This window comes from Bradyrhizobium sp. SZCCT0153 (assembly GCF_018129995.1).
Lineage (GTDB): Bacteria > Pseudomonadota > Alphaproteobacteria > Rhizobiales > Xanthobacteraceae > Bradyrhizobium > Bradyrhizobium japonicum_G.
In genome coordinates, this window is sequence record NZ_JAFCKS010000005.1 from 161,395 (window position 1) to 184,412 (window position 23,018).

Genomic DNA, 23,018 nt, shown 5'->3' on the forward strand with positions numbered 1-23,018 from the left:
AATGTTCAACGCGGGGGCAGCGCGAGCCGGTGCTTCAGCCGCTCCAGGTGGCGGGCGAATTGCCGGTGGCCAGCCTCGGTCTCCTCAGTGAACTGCGCGAGCCGCCGATGGCCGGCCGCGGTCAAGCGCTCGCGTGTGCCCTCGGTGCGGAGATTGACGATGGCGTCTGCGAGTGAGCGCGGGTCGTCATAGTCGAACAGGATCGCGGCGTCGCCGGCCTGCGCCTTGAAGGCTTCGGGGTAAATCACGGGCGTGCCGACCGCCCAGGCTTCCAGCGGCGGCAGATTGGTCGGACCAAAATAGGTCGGCATCACCAGCGCGGAGGCCCCGCGATAGAGCGCGGCGAGCTCGGCGGATTCAACAAAGCCGATGATGGAAATCTGGTCGGACAATCCATAGCTGCGGATCGCCATGTCGATCTTGTCGCGACCGCTGCGGTTGGAGCCGCATAGCACCAGCCGTTCGGTGATGCCCCGTTCGCGCAACAAAGCGAGGGCTGCAAGCAGCGTCATGTGGTTCTTGTGCGGCCAGAACTGCGCAGGATAGAACAGATAGCCCGGCTCGAGCCGGTACTGCGCCAGCACGGCGGCATCGGGGGCGGCTTCGGGCGCGGACCGGCTGACAAAGGTCGATGGGGAGAACGGGATGCAGATCGCGCGCTCGCGTTCCATGGCGTAGCGGCGGCAGAGATCATCGATCAGCTCGGATGCGTTGACGATCACCGCGACCGCCTTGGTGCTGGCGAGACGGAACAGGATCTCGCGGCGCTCGAATTCACCGAAGGTGCGGACTTCCGGAAACTCCGGGGCGTCGCGATGGCAGCCGTCGAAGATCGTGATGATGAAGGGCAGCTCGTAGAGCAGCAGATGCCGCTTCGAGGTGGAGGTGAAGTGCACGACGTCGATGCCGTCGCGGATCAAGGCGCGCTCGAACGGCGATTTCAGCTTCAGCGCGATCTGGACGAGATCGAACGGCCCGCAATATTTCAGGAAAAGGAAGAGATAGTCGAGCGCGCCGAATTTGCGCAGCCGGCCCGTGACGCCGAACTCCTTCAGGATTTCAAGCGTCTTCGGATAGGGCGAGTAGACCACGATCTCGTTGCCGGACTTGGCTGCCCAGTCGCGCAGCCAGAGCAGGTCATTGAGCGGCTGTTGGAAGCCGCCGCCGACCTCGAGCGCCTGCTCCAGCATCACGGCGAGCCGCAGCGGTCTCACGGCGTGCCGCTCTTTCTGGCGACGGCATAGGCCGCCCAGCTCTTCGAATTCGGCGCGTCCTGCGTCAGCCACGCGGCGTGTGCGGCCGGCTGGAAGCCGCTCGCCGCGAGCGCCGCATCGATCTCGAACGGAAACCAGTAGCGCATGTGGTGCGCTTCGTCGACGCGCCGGATCGTGGCGCGATCCGTGTCCTCGCAGAACAGCGTGTAGTTCACGGTGACGGTCGCGGTGTGTTCGTCATGATCGGATTGCGCGATGCGGGTGAGGCGCAGCGGCTTCTGCTCGATCACCTTGACCCGCGTCTCGACGCCCTGTGCGAGCACGGCGCCGCCATACCAATAGTCGAAGAAGAACGTGCCGCCCGGCTTCAGCGCTGCGTGCGCGGTGCGGAACATCGCCGCCAGCGCATCGCGGCTGGTCTGGTAGCTCGCGACGTGGAACAGCGATACCACCGCATCGAAATCGCGTTCGGGGCCGGTCTCGCAGGCGTTGCCCTGCCGGAACGGTATGGAGAGCCCGGCCTGCTCGGCGCGCGCCTTGGCGCTCGCGATCATCTCGTGGCTGAGATCGATGCCGGCAACGCGCCAGCCGCTGCGCGCGAAGGCCAGCGCATGCAGGCCGGTGCCGCAGCCGAGATCGAGCAGCTTGCCGGAGGAGGTGCCGTGGTCGCGCAGGCGCGCCTCGACGAACGCCGTCTCGGCCGCGTAATCCTTGTCCTGATAGAGGAGGTCGTACCAGGGCGCGTATTCGGCGAACACCGTCACGCCAAAATCTCCTTCAGCGCCTCGGCCGAGCGGGCGATTTCGTCGTCGGTCAAGGCAAGTCCGCTCGGCAAATAAAAACCGCGGCGGGCAACGTATTCCGCGTTCGGATGGGATTCGTCGCGCATCAGGCCCATCCGGCGCAGCACCGGCTGTTCGTGCATGCACCAGAAGAACGGCCGCGTTCCGATGCCCTTTTCGCCGAGGCGGCGCATTGCCTCCTTGGCATCGAACGGGACCTCGTCGTTCAGCACGATGCCGTAGACCCAGTAGATGTTGTCGGCATAGGCCGTGCGGGCGACCGGGCGGCGGATGCGGTTGAGGCCCGCGAGATGTTCGTCGTAGAGCCGGCCGATCCGGCGCTTGAGCTCGACCGTGCGCGGCAGGCGCTCGACCTGGGCGACGCCGAGCGCGGCCTGGAGGTTGGTCATGCGCGCGTTCCAGCCGAGTTCCTCGTGGACGAAGCGCTGCTGCGGCTGAAAGCAGAGATTGCGCAGGCTCTGCAGCCGGTCGGCGAGCGCGTCGTCGTCGGTAAGGATCATGCCGCCTTCACCGGTCGTGACGTGCTTGTTGGGATAAAAGCTGAAGGTCGAGACGTCGCCGAAGCCGCCGCAGGGCGCGCCGCGATAGGTCTGGCCATGCATCTCGGCGGCGTCCTCGATCACCTTCAGGTCGTGCTTGCGTGCGAGCGCCATGATCGGATCGAGATCGACCGGCAGGCCGTAGATGTGAACCAGCATGATCGCGCGCGTGCGCGGCGTGATCGCGGCTTCGACGCCGTCGGCCGTCATGTTCCAGGTTGCGGCATCGCAGTCGACCCCGACGGGGACGAGGCCCGCCCGCACCAGGGCGGCGGCGCAGCTGATGATCGTGAAGGTCGGGATAATGACTTCCGAGCCTTGCTCGAGCCCGAGTGCCTGAACGGCGATGTCGAGTGCGACCGAGCCGTTGGTCACGGCGATGCCATGACGCCGCCCTGCGGTCTCGGCCATCGCCTGCTCGAAGCGCTTGATGAACGGTCCCTCGGAGGAGATCCATCCGGTGCGGATGCATTCGGCGAGGTAGTCGGCCTCGTTGCCGTCGAGCAGCGGCGTGTTGACGGGAATGAACGGTGCGGTCACTGGCCCGGACCCTTGACCCGGATTTCGGATGCCGCGACTTCGGCGAACCGGGTCTTGTCGTTCTCACCGGAATAAGGACCTTGCTTGACCTCGATCATCTCGAGCGGCTCGAGCACGTGGAAGCCGTGGGCACCGCTGCAGAGCAGGATGATGTCGCCGGCACCGAGCACGCGGCTTTCGAGATATTCTTCCTCGACAGTGTAGAAATCGACCTGGAGCTTGCCCTTCTGGATCAGGAGAACCTCCTGGGTGTAGTGCACCTCGCGCGTCACCTTGTTGTGGCGATGCGGCTCGATGCGCTTGCCCTTCGGATGGCTCATATAGGCGAGCTGCTGCGACAGTTCCGGCGTCGAAAAGAAATGGATGCCGGGCTCGCGGAACGAGGCGCGCACGATGATGGCGTAGAGCTGGTCGCCGAATCGAACATGTTCGACGTTTTCCATCCTAAGCCTCGACAAAAACCGCTGTGATTGGAGTGAGTTAGCTATCTCGCCGCGCACTTTGGCCATTTTGGCCGGGACCGTCAAGGGTCGACCGGATATGACATTTGCTGTGCCGCCGACGAAAGATTCAGCTGATGTGAGCGAGTATCTCCTCGACACGCCGGCGGAAGGTGTGGGTGGCAAATGTCCTGGCCTGTCCCGCCTTCGTAATGGACAGGCGCGCAGCGTCGTCGCCGAGATAGCGCTCGATCTGCGCAAGGCAATCCTCGACGGTGCGCCAGGCCGCGACCTCGCGCCCGGGCGCGAACAGCGTGTCCAGATTGTCCTTGAAGTCGGTGAGCAGGAATGCGCCGACGCCGGTCGCTTCGAACAGCCGCGCATTGCCGGCCTCGCGACCGGCCATGTCGATATGCGAATTGAGCGTGACGCGCGAGGCGCGCAGCGCCTGGTACATTTCCACGCCCCACACCTCGCCCTGGTAGCAGCGGTGCAGCGGCGAGGAGGCGGGAAGCGACTGCAAGCCGCTGCCGAACAGTTTGAGATCGTAGCGCCGCGCTACCGCCTCGAGCTGCGCGACGCGGAGCTGGTGATCCGCCGACACCGCGCCGACGAAGGTAACGTCGAAATCCTGCGGCGGTGGTGGAGGCAGGGTGTCGAGGATTCCCGGCTCGAAGGCGAGATGCACCACCTCGGCGCGAGCGCCATGGGCACGGAAGAAATCCACCACGGCCGCCATCTGCGAAATCATGAGGTCGTAGACCGACCAGTCCTCGCCGCGGGAGGGCGAGATGCCGACCTGGCCGACCAGGATCGGTCTGCCGATCTGCTTGATCCGGCGGGCCAGCCGCGTGTCGACGTGAAACAGATCCTGGTTCAGGACGAGATCCGGCTTGAAGTCCTCGATCTGCGCCAGCAGGATCGCTTCCGCTTCCGCGTCGAGGCGCGGGCTGAGGCCGACCTTGCGCGCGAGCGGGCGCAGGACCGGCTTGAACGGCGCGACCGCGCGTTGCAGCCAGCCGGGAACGGCATCGCGCGCAGCAGGTGCGCCGGGCGGCTGCGGCTCGGTGACGGCAAGGCCGTGCTCGCGCGCCCAGGCCGCCCGCATCCAGGGATTGTTGACGTGGATGTCGGCGGCGACGTGCCCGAGGCCGGCGAAATTGCGCGAGTAGAAATCGGCGACGCCGAACAGGCTCGCGTTCCGCGCCGCCATCTGCGCCGCGTAAGGCTCCGTCTCGAGACCCGGCCGGCGCCGGTACAGCCAGGAAAGAAAGCGCGGATAGTCGGCGTTGAGGATCAGGATGCGCACGGCGTCACGTCTTCGGTTCGAACAGGCTGCGAGGCATCACGTACCAGAGCAGGAACAGGATGGCGGTGCCGTGGGTCAGCATGGCGACCGAAAGCGGCACGTTGAGCAGAACGTGCGGCAGCACGCCGGTGGACATCAGGACGAAGCGAGGCGGAAGCCCCGCCGACGTGCGGTTGCCGAGCGCCAGCACGAAGCCGGATGCAAGCGCCGCCAAAGGCGCGAGATAGAGGCCGACGGATGCGATCCCCTCGGTCGCAAACAGCGATGCATTCAGATTGCCGAGGTCGTAGGCCTCTTGCATCACGACCGCCAGCGGCGCCTGGTAGGGACAATGCATCAGCGGCTTGAGGACGGAGATCTGGCAGAACCAGGTCAGCGGGTGGCTCGAGAAGAAATTGTTGTAGATGTCGAGGGCGCTGGATGCGGTCGCCATCATCCGGATGTTGACGAGGTCGAAATATCTACCGGGGATGCTGTTGAGGGGCGCGCCTGTCAGAACGATCAAGACGAGGCCAAGGAGCATCGGAACGAAGATCGATACGATGGCCGAAGTCCTCGCTTCCAGGAAGCGCGAGAGCACCGCCAGGGCGACCAGCCAGGCGGGTGTGAAGAAAGCGAATTTCGTCAGCGTGATGGGGTAGAATAACAGGAGCAGGCCCAGCACGAGGCCGGAACGCCAGCGATGGCCGAGCAGCCAGTAGCAGGCAAAGGCGAACGGCAACAATGTGCTGGAGACCCAGCCGGTGAGATATCGCACCGCTGGCGGAAATTCGAGCGTGTCGCGATAGTCGTAGATGCGCGCGACCGAGACCAGCCGGAAATTGTAGGTCGAGGCCACGGCGATGGTGACCACCGAGACCACCAGGATCAGCGTCAGCAGATGCTCGAAATGAGCATTCGACAACTTAACGAGTTGCCGCAGCGGCGCCTTGACGAACAGCGCGGGCAACAGGAAGAGCACCAGCGCCAGCGCCGCCGAGATGCCTGCGGGCAATTGCGGGTAGCTGTAATACGAGAACACGTCGATCCACAGGAAGCCGAGGATCATCGTGTAGAAATAGAACCCGACGAAATAACCGAAGCTGAAGCGGGCGATGACGAACAGCAGCGAAACGACGGAGAAGCCGAGTGCAACGATGACCGCGATCCAGACGCGCTCCCCGCTGAAGCTGATATAGTACTGGAAGGTCGCGACCTTGATCAGCGACAGGCAGGTGACGGCGCTGTGCAGCAGCACCAGGCTCGTCAGCACGGCTTTCGAGTCCAGGCGGCTCCGCAGATCGGTGAAAATGCCTGGCGGAGCGCTCATTGCGGAAGCTCGCTGCGGACGACGGGCGTTGCGGGCGCGATCAGGCCAGTTCAAGCGTACGCTTGAAATAGGCGATCGTTTCCTTCAGTCCGTCCTCGAGCGCGACCTTCGGCTCCCAGTCCAGCGCGGCCTTGGCCTTGGTGAGGTCGGGCTGGCGCTGGCGCGGATCGTCCTGCGGCAGCGGCTGGAAGACCAGTCGCGAACGCGAGCCGGTGAGCTCGATCACCTTCTCGGCGAGCTCGCGGATGGTGAACTCGGAATTGTTGCCGATGTTGATCGGTCCGGTGACGTCCTCGCCGGTCGCCATCAGCCGCATGATGGCCTCGACGAGATCGTCGACATAGCAGAACGAGCGGGTCTGCCCGCCGTCGCCGAACACGGTGATCGGCTCGCCCTTGAGCGCCTGGACAATGAAGGACGACACCACGCGGCCGTCATTGGGCTGCATGCGCGGGCCGTAGGTGTTGAAGATGCGCGCGACCTTGATCGGCAGGCCATGCTGGCGCCAATAGTCGAAGAACAGCGTTTCGGCGCAGCGCTTGCCCTCGTCGTAGCAGGAGCGGACCCCGATCGGGTTGACATTGCCCCAATAATCCTCGGTCTGCGGATGGATCAGCGGGTCGCCATAGACCTCGCTGGTCGAGGCCTGGAAGATCCGCGCCTTGAGCCGCTTGGCGAGGCCGAGCATGTTGATGGCGCCATGCACCGAGGTCTTGGTGGTCTGCACGGGATCGCGCTGGTAATGGATCGGCGAGGCCGGACAGGCCAGGTTGAAGATCGCATCGACCTCGATGTAGAGCGGGAAGGTGATGTCGTGCCGGACCGCCTCGAACAGCGGATTTGCGATCAGATGGGCGATGTTGCGCCGGCTGCCGGTGAAGTAGTTGTCGGCGGACACCACCTCGGCTCCTGCGTCGAGCAGGCGCTCGCACAGATGCGATCCGATGAAGCCGGCGCCTCCGGTCACGAGGATGCGGCTGGTCTTGTAGCTTTCAAACGGCATGATCGGTTCCAGACTGTCCGCGGTCGGAGCGGCCGGCTGAGTGGTATCGGCAACGGCCGGGCTCGCCAATAGCCAAATGACCCGATACGGCGAGGTATTTTGATACCCCTACTGTGCATGGGGTTGTTTTCGATATTTTTGTGGAAAGGGCCGGACGGCTAAAATTCCCGCCGCTTCAACCAGGCCCGCGCCCCCCAATGGGCAAAGCACCAGGCCGATCTGATCAGGGAGAGGCGTTCGACATTGCGGTAGATCTGCCAGACCCATTTGGCCGAGCGTAGCGGGCGGCTGGAGACCGACGAGCCCCTGACGCGGTAGCGCGCAAGGTCCTCGTTGAGGCCGTATGCGGTATGGCCGCGCTTGAGGATCGAGAGCCACAGGCAGAAATCGTCATAGCCCTCGTTCTTCATCGCGATGGGGCCGGCGATCTCGCGGTCGACCATGGCGGTCAGCGTCGCGATCGCGGTGTTCTCCAGGAGCTGGCCATAGGTGAGCGAGGCCGGCACCTCGATCAGCCGTCCGGTGACCGTGTTGGCCTCGTTGATGCGGCGGAACGCGGTGTAGCTGAGGGCGGCCTGCTTCTCCCGGGCGAAGGCGAGCTGCCGCTCCAGCTTCTCGGGCAGCCACAGATCGTCGCTGTCCAGGAAGGCGAGATAGCGGCCCTGCGCGGCGTCAATCGACGCCTGGCGGGCGAGCGCCGGGCCGCCATTTTTGGCTTGCCGGATCAGCTTGACGCGGGGATCGCGCTCGCCGATCGCGGCGATGATCGCCGGCGTCCGGTCGGTCGAGCAGTCATCGGCGATCAACAGCTCCCAATCGGCGAATGTCTGGCCCTGCACCGAGCGGACCGTCTCCTCGATCAGGCCTTCGACGTTCCAGGACGGTGTGATGATCGAGACGAGCGGCATGATGGATCCGTTCAGTTCACACGGGCCGGCTCGGCGATTGCGGCGCGCAAGGAGGCCGCAAACGTGTCGAGCAGCTTGGGATCGCTGATATAGAGCTCGCCCGGATAAGACCGGCGCCAGGCCGACTCGAAATAGGGCGCGCCCCTGGCCGGATCGAAAGGTCCGGCGCGCAAGGCCTCGCGCAGCCGCGCCGGCACGTCGGCCAAACGGTCGACCGCATAGACCAGCGGGCAGGAGCGGTAAAACGCATCGCCCATCACCACGACCGGCTTGCCGAGCAGCAGCGCTTCAGCACCCGACTTGCTGTTGACGGAGATGACGGCGTCGGCGCGGCTGAGTACGGTGTAATTGTTGGTCTGCGGCGGCAGCAGCACGAAATTATCGAACCGGCGCGCGAGCTCGAACAGGCGCGAGGCCGCGATCGCGCCGATCTGGGCGGGATGTTCCTTGACCACCAGCACATGCGAATCCGGGATCGTGCGCAGCAGGAAGTCGACGGTCGCGACCTGGTCGAGATAGTCCGGCGAGCGCAGCGTCAGCGCCATGTCGGCCGGAACGTGGAAGGGATAGTAGACGAAGGGCGTTTCGGAGAGCGGACGATAGAGCTTGCGCAGCCGGCTCGCGTTGAGTGCCATCGCGGCGTGCACCTGGGCATGGCGCAGATTGTGTCCGAACTCCTGGTGCTTGCCGAGCGCAAACTGATCCCAGAGTTTTTCTGCGAGACGGTGAGCGTTGCGCACGTTCACGACCTTCTTGAAGGCCGCCGAATAATGATGCTGGTCCTTCCTGGGAATGACGATCGCACGCTGCGTCAGCGTGTCGTCCAGATAGGCGCGCACCTCGGGCGACACTGCGTCCGCCGGCGCCGGCATCACGTCGGGCGCCGCGAGGCTGTCGGGCGTAAAGTACATCCGGCCGCGAAAAAACGACGGCTCGATGAACCAGTTGCGGATGCCTCGGCGCCTGGCGGCGTAGAAGCTCGCGATGACGGACAAAAAGCCGCCGAGCTCCTGCACCAGCTCGGCAGGCCGCTGCTGCGCGTCCAGCCGGTCGAGCAGCCCCTCCATGGCGTTCGCATAGATCATGAAGCGCCGGCGCAGCGCGGCCGTATCCCTGATGCCGAACGTGAAACGCTCGTGGCTGAACAGGAAATTGGTCCCGTCGAGCCCGTAGGCGGCGACGCGCGCGTCGAACGCCTTGCGGTCGTCCGGGGCAGGGCCGGTCTTGAGGCCCTCGCGGTACATGTTCGTGACCGGCACGCCTTCGGCAGCCGACATCTCGGCGCTGCGATCGTCGAAGGCGAGGAGCTCGACGTCATGGCCTGCCGCGCGCAAGCGCTGTGCGACCGGAATCCAGAACCGGGTCTGGTACTCGGCGAGCGTGGTGATGAGAATGGTCTTTGCAGATGTGGTCATGGCTCTAATGGACCTGTTCGATCGCAATGCTCGCGAGCGGCAAGCCCGTCGTCGCGCAATGCGCGCGTCTCGCGGCGAATTGCGACGGGCTGGCGCCATCGTGCGCGGCGATCCGCCCCAGCAGGGTGTTGACGAAGGCCGGCTCGATCCGCTTGTCGCGCCGGGCTGGATTGAACCGGCTACGCAGCCGCTCGGTGACGGCGGAGCCGAGGGCCGCGCTCGCCGCGCCCTTGACGACCTGACCGAGGCTCGGCTTGGCGCGCGTGCCCTTCACGGTCGCAAGCAGCGAGACGTAGGGCCGGCGCGAAACGGCTGTGCCGATCAGGACATCGGCAACCCGTTCGGCAGCCTGTCCGTCGTTGAGATGGAAGAAAGCCTCGATGTCGGCGGCGTGGACGGCGGCGAAATCGAACGTCCCGGTCTCGCGCTCGACGTGGTCGATCGCGCCGAGCAATTCGTCGAATGACGTCACTTGCCGGCTCACGCGCGCGGGCAGCGCGGCGTGGCCCGCGGTGGTCGGTGTGTTCAAATATTCGAGCTGGAGCGGCAGCTTTCCGAGCAGCACCGATTCGACGGCCGTCCCGCAGTTGAGATGAACCACCGCGGCCGCATTGCGGATGCGGTCGAGCACGCTGCCGGTGCCGTCGATCACGACGTTGGCGTGGCGCGAGAGCGCGTTGCGATAGACGTCCTCGCTCTCGAACGGATGTGGACGGACGAGAATGCGCCGGTCGGGCCGCGCTGCGGCGAGGCGCTCGATCTCGGCGAGATAGTTCGCAAAGACCTGCTTCAGGTCCGCGATGAAGCGATCGACATAGGTGCCGTCCCAGCCCGCCCGCACCATCGCCTCGCGCTCGCCGCCCGGCTTGCCGGTGAAGCGCGAATTGACCAGCGGGAAGTTGGCGTTGACGAGCAGATAGCCGCGCGGTTCGCCGTCGAGCAGTGCGCGCCAGCGAGGGGCTGCGAAATCGAAACGCGGGCACCCGGTGAGGTGGAGCTGCTCCGGCCGCATCGTTCCGGCTGCCAGGAAGGCATCGTGCAACCGGCTGCCCCAGAAGAAATAGCCCGACAGGATGTCGGCGTAGCCGCTGCCCTTGATGTGCGCGGCCATAGCCGGCGGCGAGTTGCCGCCCTTCTCGGCGAGCACGCCGCCTTCGGTATCGAGCACGTACAACGCGATGCCGGCCCTGGCAAAGCTGCGCATCAGGTCGAGATTGACGGGACGTGCGTAGTTGACGACCAGGGCGTCCAGCCCGAGCCGCGGGACATCGACCGCCTGCTCGTACATCGGCACCAGCACGACGGAGACGCCGCGCCGCGCGAGTTGATAACCGAGCATGACTGCGCCCGGCAGGTCACGCTTGGGGTGATCGACCACCAGGCCTATGCGCAACGATTCAGCTCCCGGCTGGTCCGCGTCAGAGCCGCATCACGGTGCGCTCGAGGTCCGTCAGTGCACCCGCCGCGCGGAAACGCGCCGGCGGTTCGGGATAGATGCGCGGCTGCTGGATGTAGGTTGCCGTATACAGCAGGCGATTGTGATCGGACTGGATCCGGCTCCCCATGTGCAGGCAGCGCGCGGTATTGACGATGAAGGACGACAGGCGGGGTGCGATCATTTCCTTGACCGCGTCGGGACCGGTCTTGGCGAACACCTGCGCGTCGCTCATGTGGCTCTTGAGCGTGTTGCGGAACGGTTTAGACGGGCCGGCCGGAATGAAGGTGAAAGGACCGTCGGCGGTGTCCTGCACATCGGTCAGGTAGATGAAGAGCTTGCAGACGCGCTTGTCGTCGTGATCGAGATGCCACAACTGCGAGTAGCTCAGCGCCTGGTTCGGAGTCGGTTGCGACAACGTCAGCAGCACGTCCGACAATTGCGGCAGGTCGTGCATGAAGTCGCCGATGATGCGCAGCGCGGCCGGCTGCAGGGCGTAGCGCACGAAGGGATGGTCGGTCGCAAAGGCGCCGTTGACGAGATCCTCGTCCAGCAGGCTGACCCAGAAGGATTTGTGCCCTTGCTTCTGCTGGCCGACGAGTTCGTTGAGGCGGTTCACCTTGCCGTCGGCGAACGAAGCGACGGCTTCCGCCAGGCTGCGATCGACGATCGAGGAGACGTCGACATAACCCTGCTCGTCGAGCTTGCGGCTCGCCTCGGCCCATTCGGGCTTCGTTGGAAGCTGTTTCAGCAGCGCGGCGCGCTTGGCGCGGGCCGGCAATTGCAGGCTGGTCAGGGCGGCCTTGAGCACCCATCCGAGATCGGTGCGGTTGACGTGCCACAGCAGGCGGCGGAACTGGCTGATCTTCTGCTTTTTCGGGGCCGGCCGATCAGCGGTCGTGTCGATGGTTGTCATGTGGGCTCCCAGCAATACAAAAAACCATCATTGTGGATCGTCGGCGCGAAGGGCATCCGCTCGCGTGCCAAGATGCGGACGCGGCCCTGTCGCTCGTAGTCGTCGAGTGTCGAGAACAGCTGCGTCTGGTAGTCAACCGAACGGATGTAAAGGAAGCTCACGATGTCGCGCGGGCTCGATAAATTCAGCAGCTCCGTCGTTGGCTCGATGTTGATGACGCGCTTCGGCCTTGCCGCGATGATGTTGTCCACCACCTTGCGTACGTCGTAGGGAATCTGCTCGATGCAGAAGTAAGTGAAGGCGACCTGGTCCCGGATCGCGGCGTAGCTCGGGTCAGCACCGTCGGTCAGATCGATCCCGTCGAGCGAAATCCGGTCGGACAGGCCGAAATGTGCGGCGATCTCGCGGCCCGCGGCGATGCCGTTCGGCGCGATGTCGAAACCGCGCAGCTTCCAGTCGGGATGATTGAGGTGAAGCGACAGCAGATTGATGCCGCAACCCGCGCCGAGCTCGACGATCTCCGTGGCGCTGCCGGCGTGCCGTGCGAGCAGTTCGCCGAGGGCTCCGATCCGGTAGCGGTAATAGTCGTCGGCCGCGACCCTGCAGATATGATTGTCGACCTTGCGAAGATCCCGCGCGCGATTCTTCGGGATCAGGAATTCGTCGATGCTGGCGGCCGTCTTCCAGCTCTTTTGCGACAGCATTCGCTGCCAATGCGATAGATTGTATTCGGAATCAACGACGTCGGCAGTACGCTTGACACGGCGCATCGCGAGGCGGCCGATGCTCTTGGCCCCATCGAGCGCATACGTCGCCGCCTTGTCCGACAACGACGCCGGAGCGAAACCTGTGATGACGGCTTTCGTGTCTGTCGCGTGGATGTTCATTCAACTGCTTTTGGATGTCAGTCCCATCAGTTGTCCGACTGCGGGAAATACAGTCCGATGCCGCTTCTCGAGCACCAGAAAGTATTGAAGCGCCCAGGTAATCAGGCAGAAAACCATGGAACCCAGCGCGAGCTTTAGCACGCTGTCGAACTGAATGTAACCTGCAATTATTGCTAGAGAAATGCTTGCCAGGACAAGGATTGCGCACTGGGTTCCGATAGCCTTCGCGAAACGATTCCGGTCAATGTCGAGTGCACTGCGCAACTCCCCAATCTGCCAGGGCAGGACGACGATACAGCCGACGACCTGCCCGAGGATCAGGGCGCGTTCCGCGAACAGATGCAATGATGCGACCGAGACGGCAGCCCAGATCAGAAGCTGGACCGCCATCAGCCGATTGAGCCGGGCCTGCACCTCGGGCCGCGTCAGGAAGATCAGGCTGCCGATCGCCACGTATTGGGCGCAGATCGGAACGAGGAAGCTCAGACCCATCCAGAACGCATAGGGAGCAAGAAGAGGACCGATCCAGATGTTCATGATCTCGGGCGAGAGGATCGCGGTCGCGGCAAGCGGCGGCACCACAAACATCGGCATCATGACGAGGCCGAGGTCGCCGAGGCGCTGGAACGAAGTCGCGCTGCCGCGCTCATCGAGACGGCTGGCAACGGGAAGCAAGGCAGATGTCAGAAGGCTGACAACGATTTTGGAGACCCGCGACAATCGCACCAGTGCATCGTAGGTGCCGACGGCCTTGGGGCCGAACAGCAACCCGATCAGGAACGGCTGGAACGGCCCGGAAATACCGCCCATCAGTTTGCCCTGCAGGAGCAGCAGGCAACGATGCAGAATATCCTGCCGGATGTCCGGGGTCCACGGCAGCAGTCGCACATGCTTGTGCCGCAGGGCGACGAACGCGGCAATCCCGATGACGACGGCGCGTGCCACCAGCGTTGCGAGATAGATGTAAGCGACCACTTCAAAGCCTGCCGCCGCCCAGGAGGCGGCGAATGTCAGGCCGACATAGGCGGCCGTTGACGTGACCTCCGCGAAGCGAAGCAAATTATAGCGCTCGAAGCCCTTGACGATACCTTCCCAAACCAGCGCCGGAACGAAGATCAGGTTCGCGAATGCCGTGTAGTGCATGATCCGGGTGAACGTCTCCAGATGCGCGGCGTCAATCTTCATCACGATGACGAGCAGCGGCGTCGCAAGCCAGATGGCGGCGCTCAGGATCAAGGTGAGCGCGATGGAGACGACTCCCAAAAAAGAGATCTGGCGGCTCGCCTGCGTCCAATTGCGGTGCTCGCGCGCGCGCGCGACGATCTGGGTGGCGACCTCGGACAGACCGAGATCCAGCACCGCCATCATGCCGCTCGGCAACAGCAGTCGCGAGATCACGATGAGGCCGAACTCGGTCACCCCCCAGGTTCGGATGATCAGTGGAATGACCGCCAGGCCCAGCAAAGCGGCCACGCCAAAGGCGATCGCCGAAATCACCGTGTTCTGGACCAGGCGCTTGATCATTGGTGTTTTGCTACCACGCGCTCAGTCCGCCATCGACGGCGATGTTCTGGCCGGTCACGTAGGATGCTGCATCCGATACCAGGAACAGCATCGTCCCCACCATCTCGTCGGCACGGGCCATCCGGCCGAGCGGAATGCGAGCGCCGTAGCGCGCCTTGAAGGTTTCGTTCTGTCCGCTCTCTACGCCGCCCGGAGTAAGCGTGTTGACGCGAACGCCCTTCGCCGCCCAGTAGGTCGCAAGGTGCTTGGTCAGACCGATGACACCGGCCTTGGACGCCGTGTAGACCGCGGGCGTGTTGATGGCGCGTCCGAGATATTCGGAGCCCTCGTAGATGCGCTGGTCGGGTGCCATCAGGCCGTAGATCGATGCGGTCTGCACGATGGCGCCGTAGCCGCGCTCGGCCATTCGGCCGCCGAACACCTGCGCGATGTTGAACATGCCGTCGAGATTGACCGCCATGATCTCCCGCCAGGTATCCAGCGAGAATTTCTCGACGGGCGCAAAGAAGGCGTCGACATCGCGGGTCTTGCTCGCGGCGTTGTTGAGCAGGATCGAGACCGGTCCGAGCTCCGCTTCGATCGCATCGGCCGTATTGCGGACGGAATCGGGCTGGGTGATGTCGCAGCCATAACCCCTGGCGCGGGCGGCATGGCGCGACGTCAGGTCGGCTGCCGCAGCATCGGCCGCGGCCTGGTCGAGATCGACAATCGCGACATTGGCGCCGAACTCGGCGAGGCCCTCTGCGAAGCGGCGTCCGAGGATGCCGCACCCGCCGGTGACAACGGCCGTGCGGCCGGTGAGATCGAACAGGGCCTTGAAGCTCGTGGTCATCGCTTCAATCTCCTCAGGCCGCTTGTCGCTGGCGAAGCAGAAGTTCCACCAGCGTAAAATCGAGATCGGAATCAATGTCGATCGAGCGCTCTTCCGGCATCTCGAACAGACGCGTATCCGGATAGAACACCGCGGGCTGCTCCAGAAATGGCGCGACGCGCCAGACATAGATCGACGCGTTCATGTCGAAGCAGCGCGGCGCATCCTGCCTGCGGGTGATCGGAGGGTTGGCGGATTTCGAAAGGCCGACGCTGCCGTCGGTGCGCTGCTCGATCAGGTTGAAATAGGGCGAGCGGCGTGCCGGCGCGCCGGTGATGACGTTGCGCGCGCCGCTCTCGCGCAGCATTGCCACCGCGCCGGTGATGTCGGAGGCAAGCCTGAGCGGCGAGGTGACGTCGAGATCGACGAAGATCTCGGGCGTCTTGCCCGTTTGCGCCATGGTTCGCTCGAGACAATGGCGGATCGCCGGCAGCTTCGGCGCGGTGTCGGTCGCCATCTCGTCCGGACGCTTCACCGCGATGTCGGCGCCAGCCTTCAGCGCCGCGTCGAGCAGGGCGTCAGAATCGCTGCTGAAGGCGATCGCGTCGAACAGGCCGGTCTCGCGCGCCTGCTCGATGCTCCACGCGAGCACCGGCTTGCCGAGGAGATCGCGCGCATTTTTGCCCACGACCCCCTTCGAGCCGCCCCGCGCGCAGATCGTGCAGACCAGACTCATGGCGATATCCAGGTCTTGGTGCGCAGAGCGCGCTCGCTGGCGTCGATCAGGTGAACGACGCCGAGCGCCTCGGGCAGCGAGCAGACCTGGCTTGCGCCTCGCATCGCCGCGACATGCATGTCGCGGTAGGTCTGGTCGCGCTCGCTGGGGATTTCGGTCGCCTTGCCGTTGACGGCAAGACGGCTGCCGACGAGATCCGCCTCGATGGTGTCGTCCTCGACGTTGACACGAATGCGACGGATGCCCTGGCGGTCGAGATAGTCCATGTGGACGTGAACCGATGGTGCGCGCTGCATGTCGAGCAGCAGATCGAGATGGTCGTCGACGTCGATATCGCGCGCGCCGGACGCGCCGCCGAGCGCTGCTACGCGATACCACGGCCCGAACAGCCACAACAGATAGTCCAGTTCGTGGCTGAGATCCCGCAACACGCCGCCCCCGGCGTCAGCGGTGGCGGATGCGGTGGCACGATGATCGCGGCCGGGCCGCCAGTCCCTGATGTCCTGGCCGACATAGGCGGCGACCGTGATCACGTCGCGTCCGCGCAGCCTTTCGGCGAGCGCCGTCATCACGGGGTGAAAGCGCAGATTGTATCCGACGCTGACGTGGGCAAACGGATATTTCGGTGGCGGTGCCGGTGTTGCGAATAGCGGTTTTTCGACGAGGACCTTGCCCTGGAAACCGGCCTGCGCGAGCTCCTGCAGATTGTCCGCGTGGCGCGCAGTCTCGGTGGCGATCACCACATAGTCCGGATGCGCGCCCGCCACGGCCTGCGTGATCGACCCATAGTCGCCGCCTTCGCGGCGGCTGACGGTTGCGACTCGAAGGCCGAGTTCGCGCAGGACGCGCACATGTCTTGTGCCGATCGAGCCGAGGCCAACCACGACCGCGCTTGTCGATGTCACGGGAAGACCTCGTGAAACTCCGCATGCGCCTGCTCGAAATCCTCCAGACGGCCGATGTCGAGCCAGTATTCGCGGATCGGATAGACCGCGACGCGCCCCTGGCCGGCGATCACGCGCTCCAGCACGGTCGGCATGTCGATCGGGACGCCGGGTGCGACGTGGCGAAAGACGGAGCTGCCGATCACATAGATGCCGGCACTGACGAACCAGCTCTCGGTCGGCTTCTCGCGGATGGCGTCGAGGAAGCCCTCCGACGTGGAAACCACGCCATACGGTACGTGCACCTTGTGCTCGCGCACGGCCATCGTGGCTTCCGCCGGTGTTCCATTGTGGAAGTCGAGAAGAGCCCCGTAATTGATCGTGGTGAGAATGTCGCCGTTGGTGACGATCATCGGCACAGCCGGGGGCGTCGGGAAGAGTCCGAGCGCGCCAGCGGTCCCCAGACGTTCCGCTTCGTGCACGTACTGGATACTGGCGCCGAAGGCGGCGCCGTCGGCAAAATAGTCCTTGATGGTCTCGGCCTTGTAATTGACCGAGATGAAGATGTTGCCGAAACCCTGCTGCACGACATTGCGGACGATCGTCTCGAGCAGCGGTCGGCCGCCGACATTGAGCATCGGCTTCGGCACCTCGCGCGTCAGCGCGCCCAGGCGTTCGCCGAGGCCGCCCGCCATGATCAGGACCGGGTTGGGATAGTGGCGCGGTTCGAGCAACTCATCGAGCGTCTCGACCAGGATCAGATGGCCGCCCTCGTCGACGAGCGGGAGCTGCTTGATCGACTTCTGCCGCATCAGCTGCAGGCGATCCTCGCGCGGCAACGTCGCAGGAGCCGACACCGGCGCACGGTTCATGATGTCGGTCGCGAGTCCGGCAAGCGGGATGCCGCGCAGCAGTCCGCGCCTCACGTCACCGTCGGTGACCACGCCCAGAAGGCGATTCTGGTCGTCGAGCACGAGCGCAATCTGAATGCTTCCGCTCTCGATGGCGGCAATGGCCTCGCCCACGGTCGCCTGCGTTCCAACGACGGCCTTACGCCAGGATTTCATGGCAATCTGCCTCGTATCCGCCGGATGTCGGGGGGCCGCCCACGGCTTGAGTGTGCTATATCGCGGCTGCGAGACGCGGCGTCAACCCCAACGGGGTTTCCTCCGGCCGCCCGTTAACCTCAGCTTTTTGCGGTCCGAATCGACGGTTTGAAGACCCGCCGTTCGGCCGTTAAGGTTGTCCCGCGCAGGGGAATCGGCATGGATGATCTCATCATCATAGGCGGCGGCGAGCACGCCTTCATGGTCTACGAGGCGGCGCTGTTGTCCGGCCGGTTCAAGGTCGTCGGCTTCCTCGATCGCCAGCCTGCAACACTGGGCGACATCAGCTATCTTGGAACCGACGACGCTGCGCCGACCCATCCGGATGCAGCCTTCGTGTTGGGGATCGGAACGATGCAGGCGGGGCCCGCCCGCCGCCAGATGATCGGCCGCTTGCAGGTCAAGCGCTGGGCGTCCGTCATTCACCCGCGCGCGATCGTCTCGCCGTCGGCAACCGTCGGCGCGGGCAGCGTCATCATGCCGGGCGCGATCGTCAATGCGCGCAGCATGATCGGCAATCATTGCATCATCAATTCCGGTGCCATCGTCGAGCACGACGTTCGCATTGGTCACTGCACGCACCTGTCGCCTGGAACCGTGGTCGGCGGAGGCGCCGAGATCGGCGACAATTGTTTTGTCGGTCTCGGTAGCCGCGTGCGCGATCACATCTCCATCGGCAACGATACTCTGATCGCGATGGGATCGGTCGTGACCGGCTCATGGCCGCATGGGTCGGTGCTGCGCGGGGTGCCGGCGAAGCCGCGTCGTTAGACCGGATCGTCCGGCTCGAGCGCGCGCGGCGCTGCCGTTCCGATCAGCGACCAGTAGTCGATCGGCGGCCGGCCCCCGCCAGGACGCTTGGCGGTGATGTCGGTCGGGCCGATGGTCTCGCCGGCCTTCAGCGCACGCGCCGCCACGATGCTCTTGCGCGCGACCGGCACGTTTCTGATCTCGGACTCTTTCGGCGCCTTCAAGCCGTCGCCGAGTGCACGCTCAACATTGCGGATGGCCGCAACCATTTGCTTGAAGTCGCCCGGCTCCAGCGAGGCTGCGTGGTCTGGGCCCGGGGCGTTGCGATCGAGCGTCAGGTGCTTTTCGATCGTGGTGGCGCCGAGCGCGACCGCGGCGATTGAAACCTCGAAGCCGTCGGTGTGATCGGAATAACCGACCGGGAGCTGGAACGCGGAGCGCATCGTCGCCATCGCGGCGAGATTTACGTCGGCGATGGGGCAGGGATATTCGGTCGTGCAATGGAGCAGGCTGACGTGCCGCGCCAGCGCGGTGCGTGCCGCCGGATCGCGCCACGCCGCGCGGAAGGAAGCGCTGCCGGGCGGATCGTTGTGCTGGCCGTAGCCATGAGCCAGCACGCCGAGCGCGTCCTCGATCTCGCCGAGCGTCGCCATGCCGGTCGACAGGATCAGCACCGCACCGGCCTTCGCGGCCGCATGCAGCAGCGGCGCATTGGTGAGATCGCCCGATCCGATCTTGATGCGCGGCAACTTGAGCGACAGCAGGAAAGCGAGCGAAGCGTCGTCGAACGGTGTCGACAGGAATTCGATGCCGCGCTCCCTGGCGCGCGCGATCAGGGTGTGGTGTGCGGCTTGCGGCAGTTCGAGCCGTTCCAGCATGGCAAGCTGGCTCTCGGCGGCGTTCGTGGTGCGCTGCTGATAGTCGGCCTTCTTTGCCGCACCGCCCGCCAATGCCTTCGCATTGAAGGTCTGGAACTTGACGACGTCCGCGCCGGCGTCGGCGGCGGCGTCGACCAGCGCCAGCGCCTTCTCCAGGCTGCCGTCATGATTGACGCCGGCTTCCGCGATGATCAGCGTGTGCGTCATGGCCGCGCTCCACTTGCCGGAAGATCGTAAAAGCCCTTCGCCAGAAGCTGCCTGAAATCGGGGATGGCGGCGACGATGTCGGCAAATCGCCGGCTGGATTCGCCGTCGCCGTAAGGGTTGGCGGTGGCTTGGAGGCCGCGCTGCAGTCCCGCCGACATGGCGGCGGCGATCGCGTTGCGCTCGGGCGCCGCGTGAAATACCGAGGCCGCGCGTTCGCGTCCCTTCTGACGGTCGCCGATATCGACCGTGGGAACGCCGAAGGAGGGTGCTTCGAGCAGGCCGCTCGAGGAATTGCCGATCACCAGGTCTACCTGGCTCATCAGGCTGAGATAGCGGAGCTGCCCAAGCGAGGCGACCGCGATCGTGTTCGGCCGGCCAGCTGCAAAAGCCTCGATCCGGGTGTTCAATGCGCGGCCCTCGGCATCGGCGTTGGCGAGGGTGAACACGAGACGAAAAGCGGGATCGAGCGTCGATAGGGCCGCGAACAGCTCATTCAGCTCGGCCACCGAGCGCCCGGCCTCGATCGTGACGGGATGGAACGTGACGAGCGCATTGCGTTCGCCGAGCGGTATCCCGACCGCGCGGCCGATGCCGTCGCGGTCCATCAGGGCGAGATGCTTGATGGCGTCGATGCCGACCGAGCCGATGGTGTGAATGCGCGACGGATGCTCGCCGAGCTGAATCAGCCGCTGGGTCGAGCCCCGATTGCTGGTGAAATGCAGATGCGACATCTTGCTGATGGCGTGACGAATGGACTCGTCGACCGCGCCCTCGGTGACATCGCCGCCGAACAGATGCGCCATCGGCAGCCGCATGAACATCGCCGCCTGCGCGGCCGCGAACATCTCGAAACGGTCGCCGAGCACGACCACGAGATCCGGCCGTAGCCGGGTGAAAGCATCGGCAAAGCCGATCACGCCGAGCCCCACCGATTTCGCGACGCCGGCACCGGTGTCGCTGCTGAGCAGCGTCTCGACCCGCTCGTCGACCTCGAACCCCTCGTCGCGGATAGCGTTGAAGGTATAGCCGAACTCCGGCGCCAGATGCATGCCGGTGGCGACCAGCTGAAGCGTCAAGCCGGGCGTCTCGCGGATTGCGCGCATCGGCCAGACCAGCAGCCCGAAATCGGCGCGGCTACCGGTGACGAAGCAGATTTTTCGCGCGCCGCTATTCATCGCGGACCCTGATGCTGGCGCTGCTGGGCAGGTTGATCAACCGCCGTTCGATGGATTCGGCGGTCGAAAGATCGCCGCGCGGATTTTGCGCGAACATCGGCAATTTGTGCATCAAGGTCCAGGCCGGTCGCGCGCCGAAGCCGGCGTCGTTGAGCGCGGCGAGCAGGTCGTCGCGCCGATCGGCATTATTCTCGTCGAGCAGGATCGCGTTCAGCCAGTAATTGCTCGTGGTGTCCTTTGGCTCGCGCGAGAAGCGGATGCCGGGAATATCCGAGAAGGCACGTTCATAGGCCAAGGCAAGCTTGCGCTTGCTCGCCAGAAAACCGTCGAGCTGCTCGAGCTGGGCGCAGCCGAGCGCGGCATTCAGGTTGGGCAGCCGGTAATTGAAGCCGATTTCGTCATGCACGAAGGCCCATTTGTGCGGCAGCTTCGCGGTGGTGGTGAGATGCTTGGCGCGGCGCCCCAGTTCCTCATCATTGGTGAGGATGGCGCCGCCGCCGCCGGTGGTGACGATCTTGTTGCCGTTGAAGCTCAGCGCCGCGAGCCGCGCCTGCGATCCGACGGCGCGACCCTTGTAGGTCGAGCCCAGCGATTCCGCGGCGTCCTCCACCAGCGCAATGCCCCAGTCGCGGGCGATAGCGCTGATCTCGTCGAGCTCGACCGGATGCCCGAACGTGTGCATCGGCGTGATCGCGGCGATGCGGCGTCCGGTCTCGCGGTTGATCGCCCCCTTGGCGGTCCGCTCGCCGATGGCATCAAGCCGCGCGGCGAGTGCGCGCGCATCCATGCCGAGCGTGACGAGCGAGCTGTCGACGAAATGCGGCGTTGCGCCGCAATAGGCAATCGCATTGGTCGTCGCGATGAAGGTCAGGGCCGGCGAGATGACCTCGTCGCCGGGCTCGACGCCGGCGAGGCGGAAGCAGGCATGCAGCGCGGCGGTACCGTTGACGACGGCCACCGCACGCCTGGCGCCGGTGGTTTCCTCGAGCATGCGCTCGAACCGGTCGACGAACGGCCCGACCGAGGACACAAAGGTGCTCTTGATGCACTCTTCGAGATAGGCGATTTCGTTGCCGGCGAACACCGGCTCGTGCAGGCCGAGGATTCCGTTGGGCGTTCCCACGGCACGCCGTACGGCGTCGACGATCGCCTTTGGCTCGAAATCCGACCTGGTCAGGGGACTGTCCACCATCGCCTCAGACGTTGTAGACGTCAGCCTTGTAGCGGCTGAGATTAGCGGGATTGGTGAACCAGTCGACCGTCTTGACCATGCCGCGGCGCATGCCGTCGACGCCGCCGAATTCAGGGCTCCAGCCGAGTTGCTGGCGTGCCCTGGAATTGTCGGCCCAGAGCCGTTCGACCTCGCTGTTGGCCGGACGCAGGCGCGCCTCGTCGGTCTCGATTTCGATGCTCGCCCCCATGACGTCGGCGATCATCTGCGCGGTCGCGCCGACCGAGATCTCGAAGCCGCTGCCGAGATTGATGGTCTGGCCGACGACTTGCTCGGCAGGCGCCGTAAGGCCCGCGATCAGGCCGCGCGCTGTGTCGGTGACGAACGAGAAATCGCGCGTCGGGGTGACGGCGCCGAGGCGGATGGTCCGCTTGCCGGTGGCGATCTGGCTGATGATTGTCGGGATTACCGCGCGCGCCGATTGTCGCGGGCCAAAGGTGTTGAACGGGCGGATCACCACGACAGGCATGTCGAATGAAGCCTGGAACGACAGCGCCATCTGGTCGGAGGCGATCTTCGAGGCCGAATAGGGAGACTGTCCGACCAGCGGATGGCTCTCCTTGATCGGAACGGTCTGGGCCGTGCCGTAGACCTCGCTGGTCGAGGTCTGCACGAAGCGGCGCGCGCCGGCCATGCGCGCGGCCTGGAGTACGTTCACGGTGCCACGCACATTGGTTTCGACATAGGAGTCGGGCGCGACATAGGAGAAGGGGATCGCGATCAGCGCCGCCAGATGCAGCACGTCGGTGCAGCCGCTCGCAGCCCCAATCATGAAGTGCGGATCGCGGATGTCGCCGGACACGACCTCCACCGACGTCATGATGTCGGCCGCTACGGTGTCGAGCCAGCCCCAGGAGTTGAAGGAGTTGTAGTAGACGACCGCTTTGACGCGGGCCCCGGCTTTCACCAGCTCTTCGACGACATGCGAACCGATGAAGCCGTCGCTGCCGGTAACGAGGACGCGGGCGTCCCTCAGATCTGCCATGCCGGACCCCAAA

Annotated in this window: 22 protein-coding genes; 1 reads left to right on the forward strand and 21 read right to left on the reverse strand. The window is 64.9% G+C overall.

Annotated features, from left to right (window positions below; translation table 11 throughout):
* Positions 1-5: 5 nt before the first annotated feature.
* From JQ572_RS22220 to JQ572_RS22300, 17 genes are all read right to left on the reverse strand, one after another.
* On the reverse strand, positions 6-1,214 hold the full coding sequence (locus JQ572_RS22220; RefSeq protein WP_211384961.1) for a glycosyltransferase: 1,209 nt from the start codon (positions 1,212-1,214) through the stop codon (positions 6-8).
* Positions 1,211-1,978, reverse strand: coding sequence for a class I SAM-dependent DNA methyltransferase (locus JQ572_RS22225; RefSeq protein ID WP_211384962.1), 768 nt, complete (start codon positions 1,976-1,978; stop codon positions 1,211-1,213). Before JQ572_RS22225 ends, JQ572_RS22220 begins: the two co-directional genes overlap by 4 nt.
* Positions 1,975-3,096 (reverse strand): DegT/DnrJ/EryC1/StrS family aminotransferase, encoded by a 1,122-nt coding sequence (locus JQ572_RS22230; protein ID WP_211384963.1) that lies wholly within the window; start codon positions 3,094-3,096, stop codon positions 1,975-1,977. Before JQ572_RS22230 ends, JQ572_RS22225 begins: the two co-directional genes overlap by 4 nt.
* Complete coding sequence (locus JQ572_RS22235) at positions 3,093-3,539, reverse strand: cupin domain-containing protein (RefSeq protein WP_211384964.1); 447 nt, start codon at positions 3,537-3,539, stop codon at positions 3,093-3,095. Before JQ572_RS22235 ends, JQ572_RS22230 begins: the two co-directional genes overlap by 4 nt.
* A gap of 127 nt (positions 3,540-3,666) precedes the next feature.
* On the reverse strand, positions 3,667-4,845 hold the full coding sequence (locus JQ572_RS22240) for a CgeB family protein (RefSeq protein WP_211384965.1): 1,179 nt from the start codon (positions 4,843-4,845) through the stop codon (positions 3,667-3,669).
* 4 nt (positions 4,846-4,849) lie between these two features.
* Positions 4,850-6,154: a hypothetical protein gene (locus JQ572_RS22245; RefSeq protein WP_211384966.1), complete on the reverse strand. Its 1,305-nt coding sequence runs from the start codon at positions 6,152-6,154 to the stop codon at positions 4,850-4,852.
* A 40-nt stretch (positions 6,155-6,194) separates the two neighbouring features.
* Positions 6,195-7,157, reverse strand: coding sequence for a UDP-glucuronic acid decarboxylase family protein (locus tag JQ572_RS22250; RefSeq protein ID WP_211384967.1), 963 nt, complete (start codon positions 7,155-7,157; stop codon positions 6,195-6,197).
* Between the two features lie 158 nt (positions 7,158-7,315).
* Positions 7,316-8,065 carry a glycosyltransferase family 2 protein gene (locus JQ572_RS22255; protein WP_211384968.1) on the reverse strand — a complete coding sequence of 250 codons (750 nt, stop codon included), beginning with the start codon at positions 8,063-8,065 and terminating at the stop codon, positions 7,316-7,318.
* Between the two features lie 11 nt (positions 8,066-8,076).
* Positions 8,077-9,480, reverse strand: coding sequence for a capsular polysaccharide export protein, LipB/KpsS family (locus JQ572_RS22260; RefSeq protein WP_211384969.1), 1,404 nt, complete (start codon positions 9,478-9,480; stop codon positions 8,077-8,079).
* 4 nt (positions 9,481-9,484) lie between these two features.
* Positions 9,485-10,873, reverse strand: a complete 1,389-nt coding sequence (locus tag JQ572_RS22265; protein WP_211384970.1) for a surface carbohydrate biosynthesis protein — start codon at positions 10,871-10,873, stop codon at positions 9,485-9,487.
* A gap of 25 nt (positions 10,874-10,898) precedes the next feature.
* Complete coding sequence (locus JQ572_RS22270; RefSeq protein ID WP_211384971.1) at positions 10,899-11,831, reverse strand: hypothetical protein; 933 nt, start codon at positions 11,829-11,831, stop codon at positions 10,899-10,901.
* Positions 11,828-12,718, reverse strand: coding sequence for a class I SAM-dependent methyltransferase (locus tag JQ572_RS22275; protein WP_211384972.1), 891 nt, complete (start codon positions 12,716-12,718; stop codon positions 11,828-11,830). The genes JQ572_RS22270 and JQ572_RS22275 overlap by 4 nt, the downstream gene beginning before the upstream one ends.
* On the reverse strand, positions 12,719-14,242 hold the full coding sequence (locus JQ572_RS22280; protein ID WP_211384973.1) for an MATE family efflux transporter: 1,524 nt from the start codon (positions 14,240-14,242) through the stop codon (positions 12,719-12,721).
* Between the two features lie 10 nt (positions 14,243-14,252).
* Positions 14,253-15,074 carry an SDR family oxidoreductase gene (locus tag JQ572_RS22285; RefSeq protein ID WP_211384974.1) on the reverse strand — a complete coding sequence of 274 codons (822 nt, stop codon included), beginning with the start codon at positions 15,072-15,074 and terminating at the stop codon, positions 14,253-14,255.
* Positions 15,075-15,087: 13 nt separating this feature from the next.
* Positions 15,088-15,789: an acylneuraminate cytidylyltransferase family protein gene (locus tag JQ572_RS22290; RefSeq protein ID WP_211384975.1), complete on the reverse strand. Its 702-nt coding sequence runs from the start codon at positions 15,787-15,789 to the stop codon at positions 15,088-15,090.
* Positions 15,786-16,694 carry a Gfo/Idh/MocA family protein gene (locus tag JQ572_RS22295; RefSeq protein ID WP_211384976.1) on the reverse strand — a complete coding sequence of 303 codons (909 nt, stop codon included), beginning with the start codon at positions 16,692-16,694 and terminating at the stop codon, positions 15,786-15,788. The genes JQ572_RS22290 and JQ572_RS22295 overlap by 4 nt, the downstream gene beginning before the upstream one ends.
* Positions 16,691-17,740 carry a nucleotidyltransferase family protein gene (locus tag JQ572_RS22300; RefSeq protein WP_211384977.1) on the reverse strand — a complete coding sequence of 350 codons (1,050 nt, stop codon included), beginning with the start codon at positions 17,738-17,740 and terminating at the stop codon, positions 16,691-16,693. The genes JQ572_RS22295 and JQ572_RS22300 overlap by 4 nt, the downstream gene beginning before the upstream one ends.
* 198 nt (positions 17,741-17,938) lie before the next feature.
* Here JQ572_RS22300 and JQ572_RS22305 point away from each other — a divergent pair, with 198 nt between their 5' ends.
* The gene (locus tag JQ572_RS22305; protein WP_211384978.1) at positions 17,939-18,550 is read left to right on the forward strand and encodes an acetyltransferase; all 612 of its coding nucleotides are present in this window, start codon (positions 17,939-17,941) and stop codon (positions 18,548-18,550) included.
* Here the strand turns inward: JQ572_RS22305 and neuB are convergent.
* Genes neuB through JQ572_RS22325 form a run of 4 tightly spaced genes read right to left on the reverse strand, consistent with a single transcriptional unit; the run spans position 18,547 to position 23,005 of the window.
* Entirely contained in the window at positions 18,547-19,614 is a 1,068-nt protein-coding gene (gene neuB / locus JQ572_RS22310; RefSeq protein ID WP_211384979.1) for an N-acetylneuraminate synthase, read from the reverse strand. The genes JQ572_RS22305 and neuB overlap by 4 nt on opposite strands.
* Entirely contained in the window at positions 19,611-20,789 is a 1,179-nt protein-coding gene (neuC, locus tag JQ572_RS22315) for a UDP-N-acetylglucosamine 2-epimerase (RefSeq protein WP_211384980.1), read from the reverse strand. The genes neuB and neuC overlap by 4 nt, the downstream gene beginning before the upstream one ends.
* Positions 20,782-21,981, reverse strand: coding sequence for a LegC family aminotransferase (locus JQ572_RS22320; RefSeq protein ID WP_211384981.1), 1,200 nt, complete (start codon positions 21,979-21,981; stop codon positions 20,782-20,784). The genes neuC and JQ572_RS22320 overlap by 8 nt, the downstream gene beginning before the upstream one ends.
* A 4-nt stretch (positions 21,982-21,985) precedes the next feature.
* On the reverse strand, positions 21,986-23,005 hold the full coding sequence (locus JQ572_RS22325) for an NAD-dependent 4,6-dehydratase LegB (RefSeq protein ID WP_211384982.1): 1,020 nt from the start codon (positions 23,003-23,005) through the stop codon (positions 21,986-21,988).
* Between the last annotated feature and the right edge of the window lie 13 nt (positions 23,006-23,018).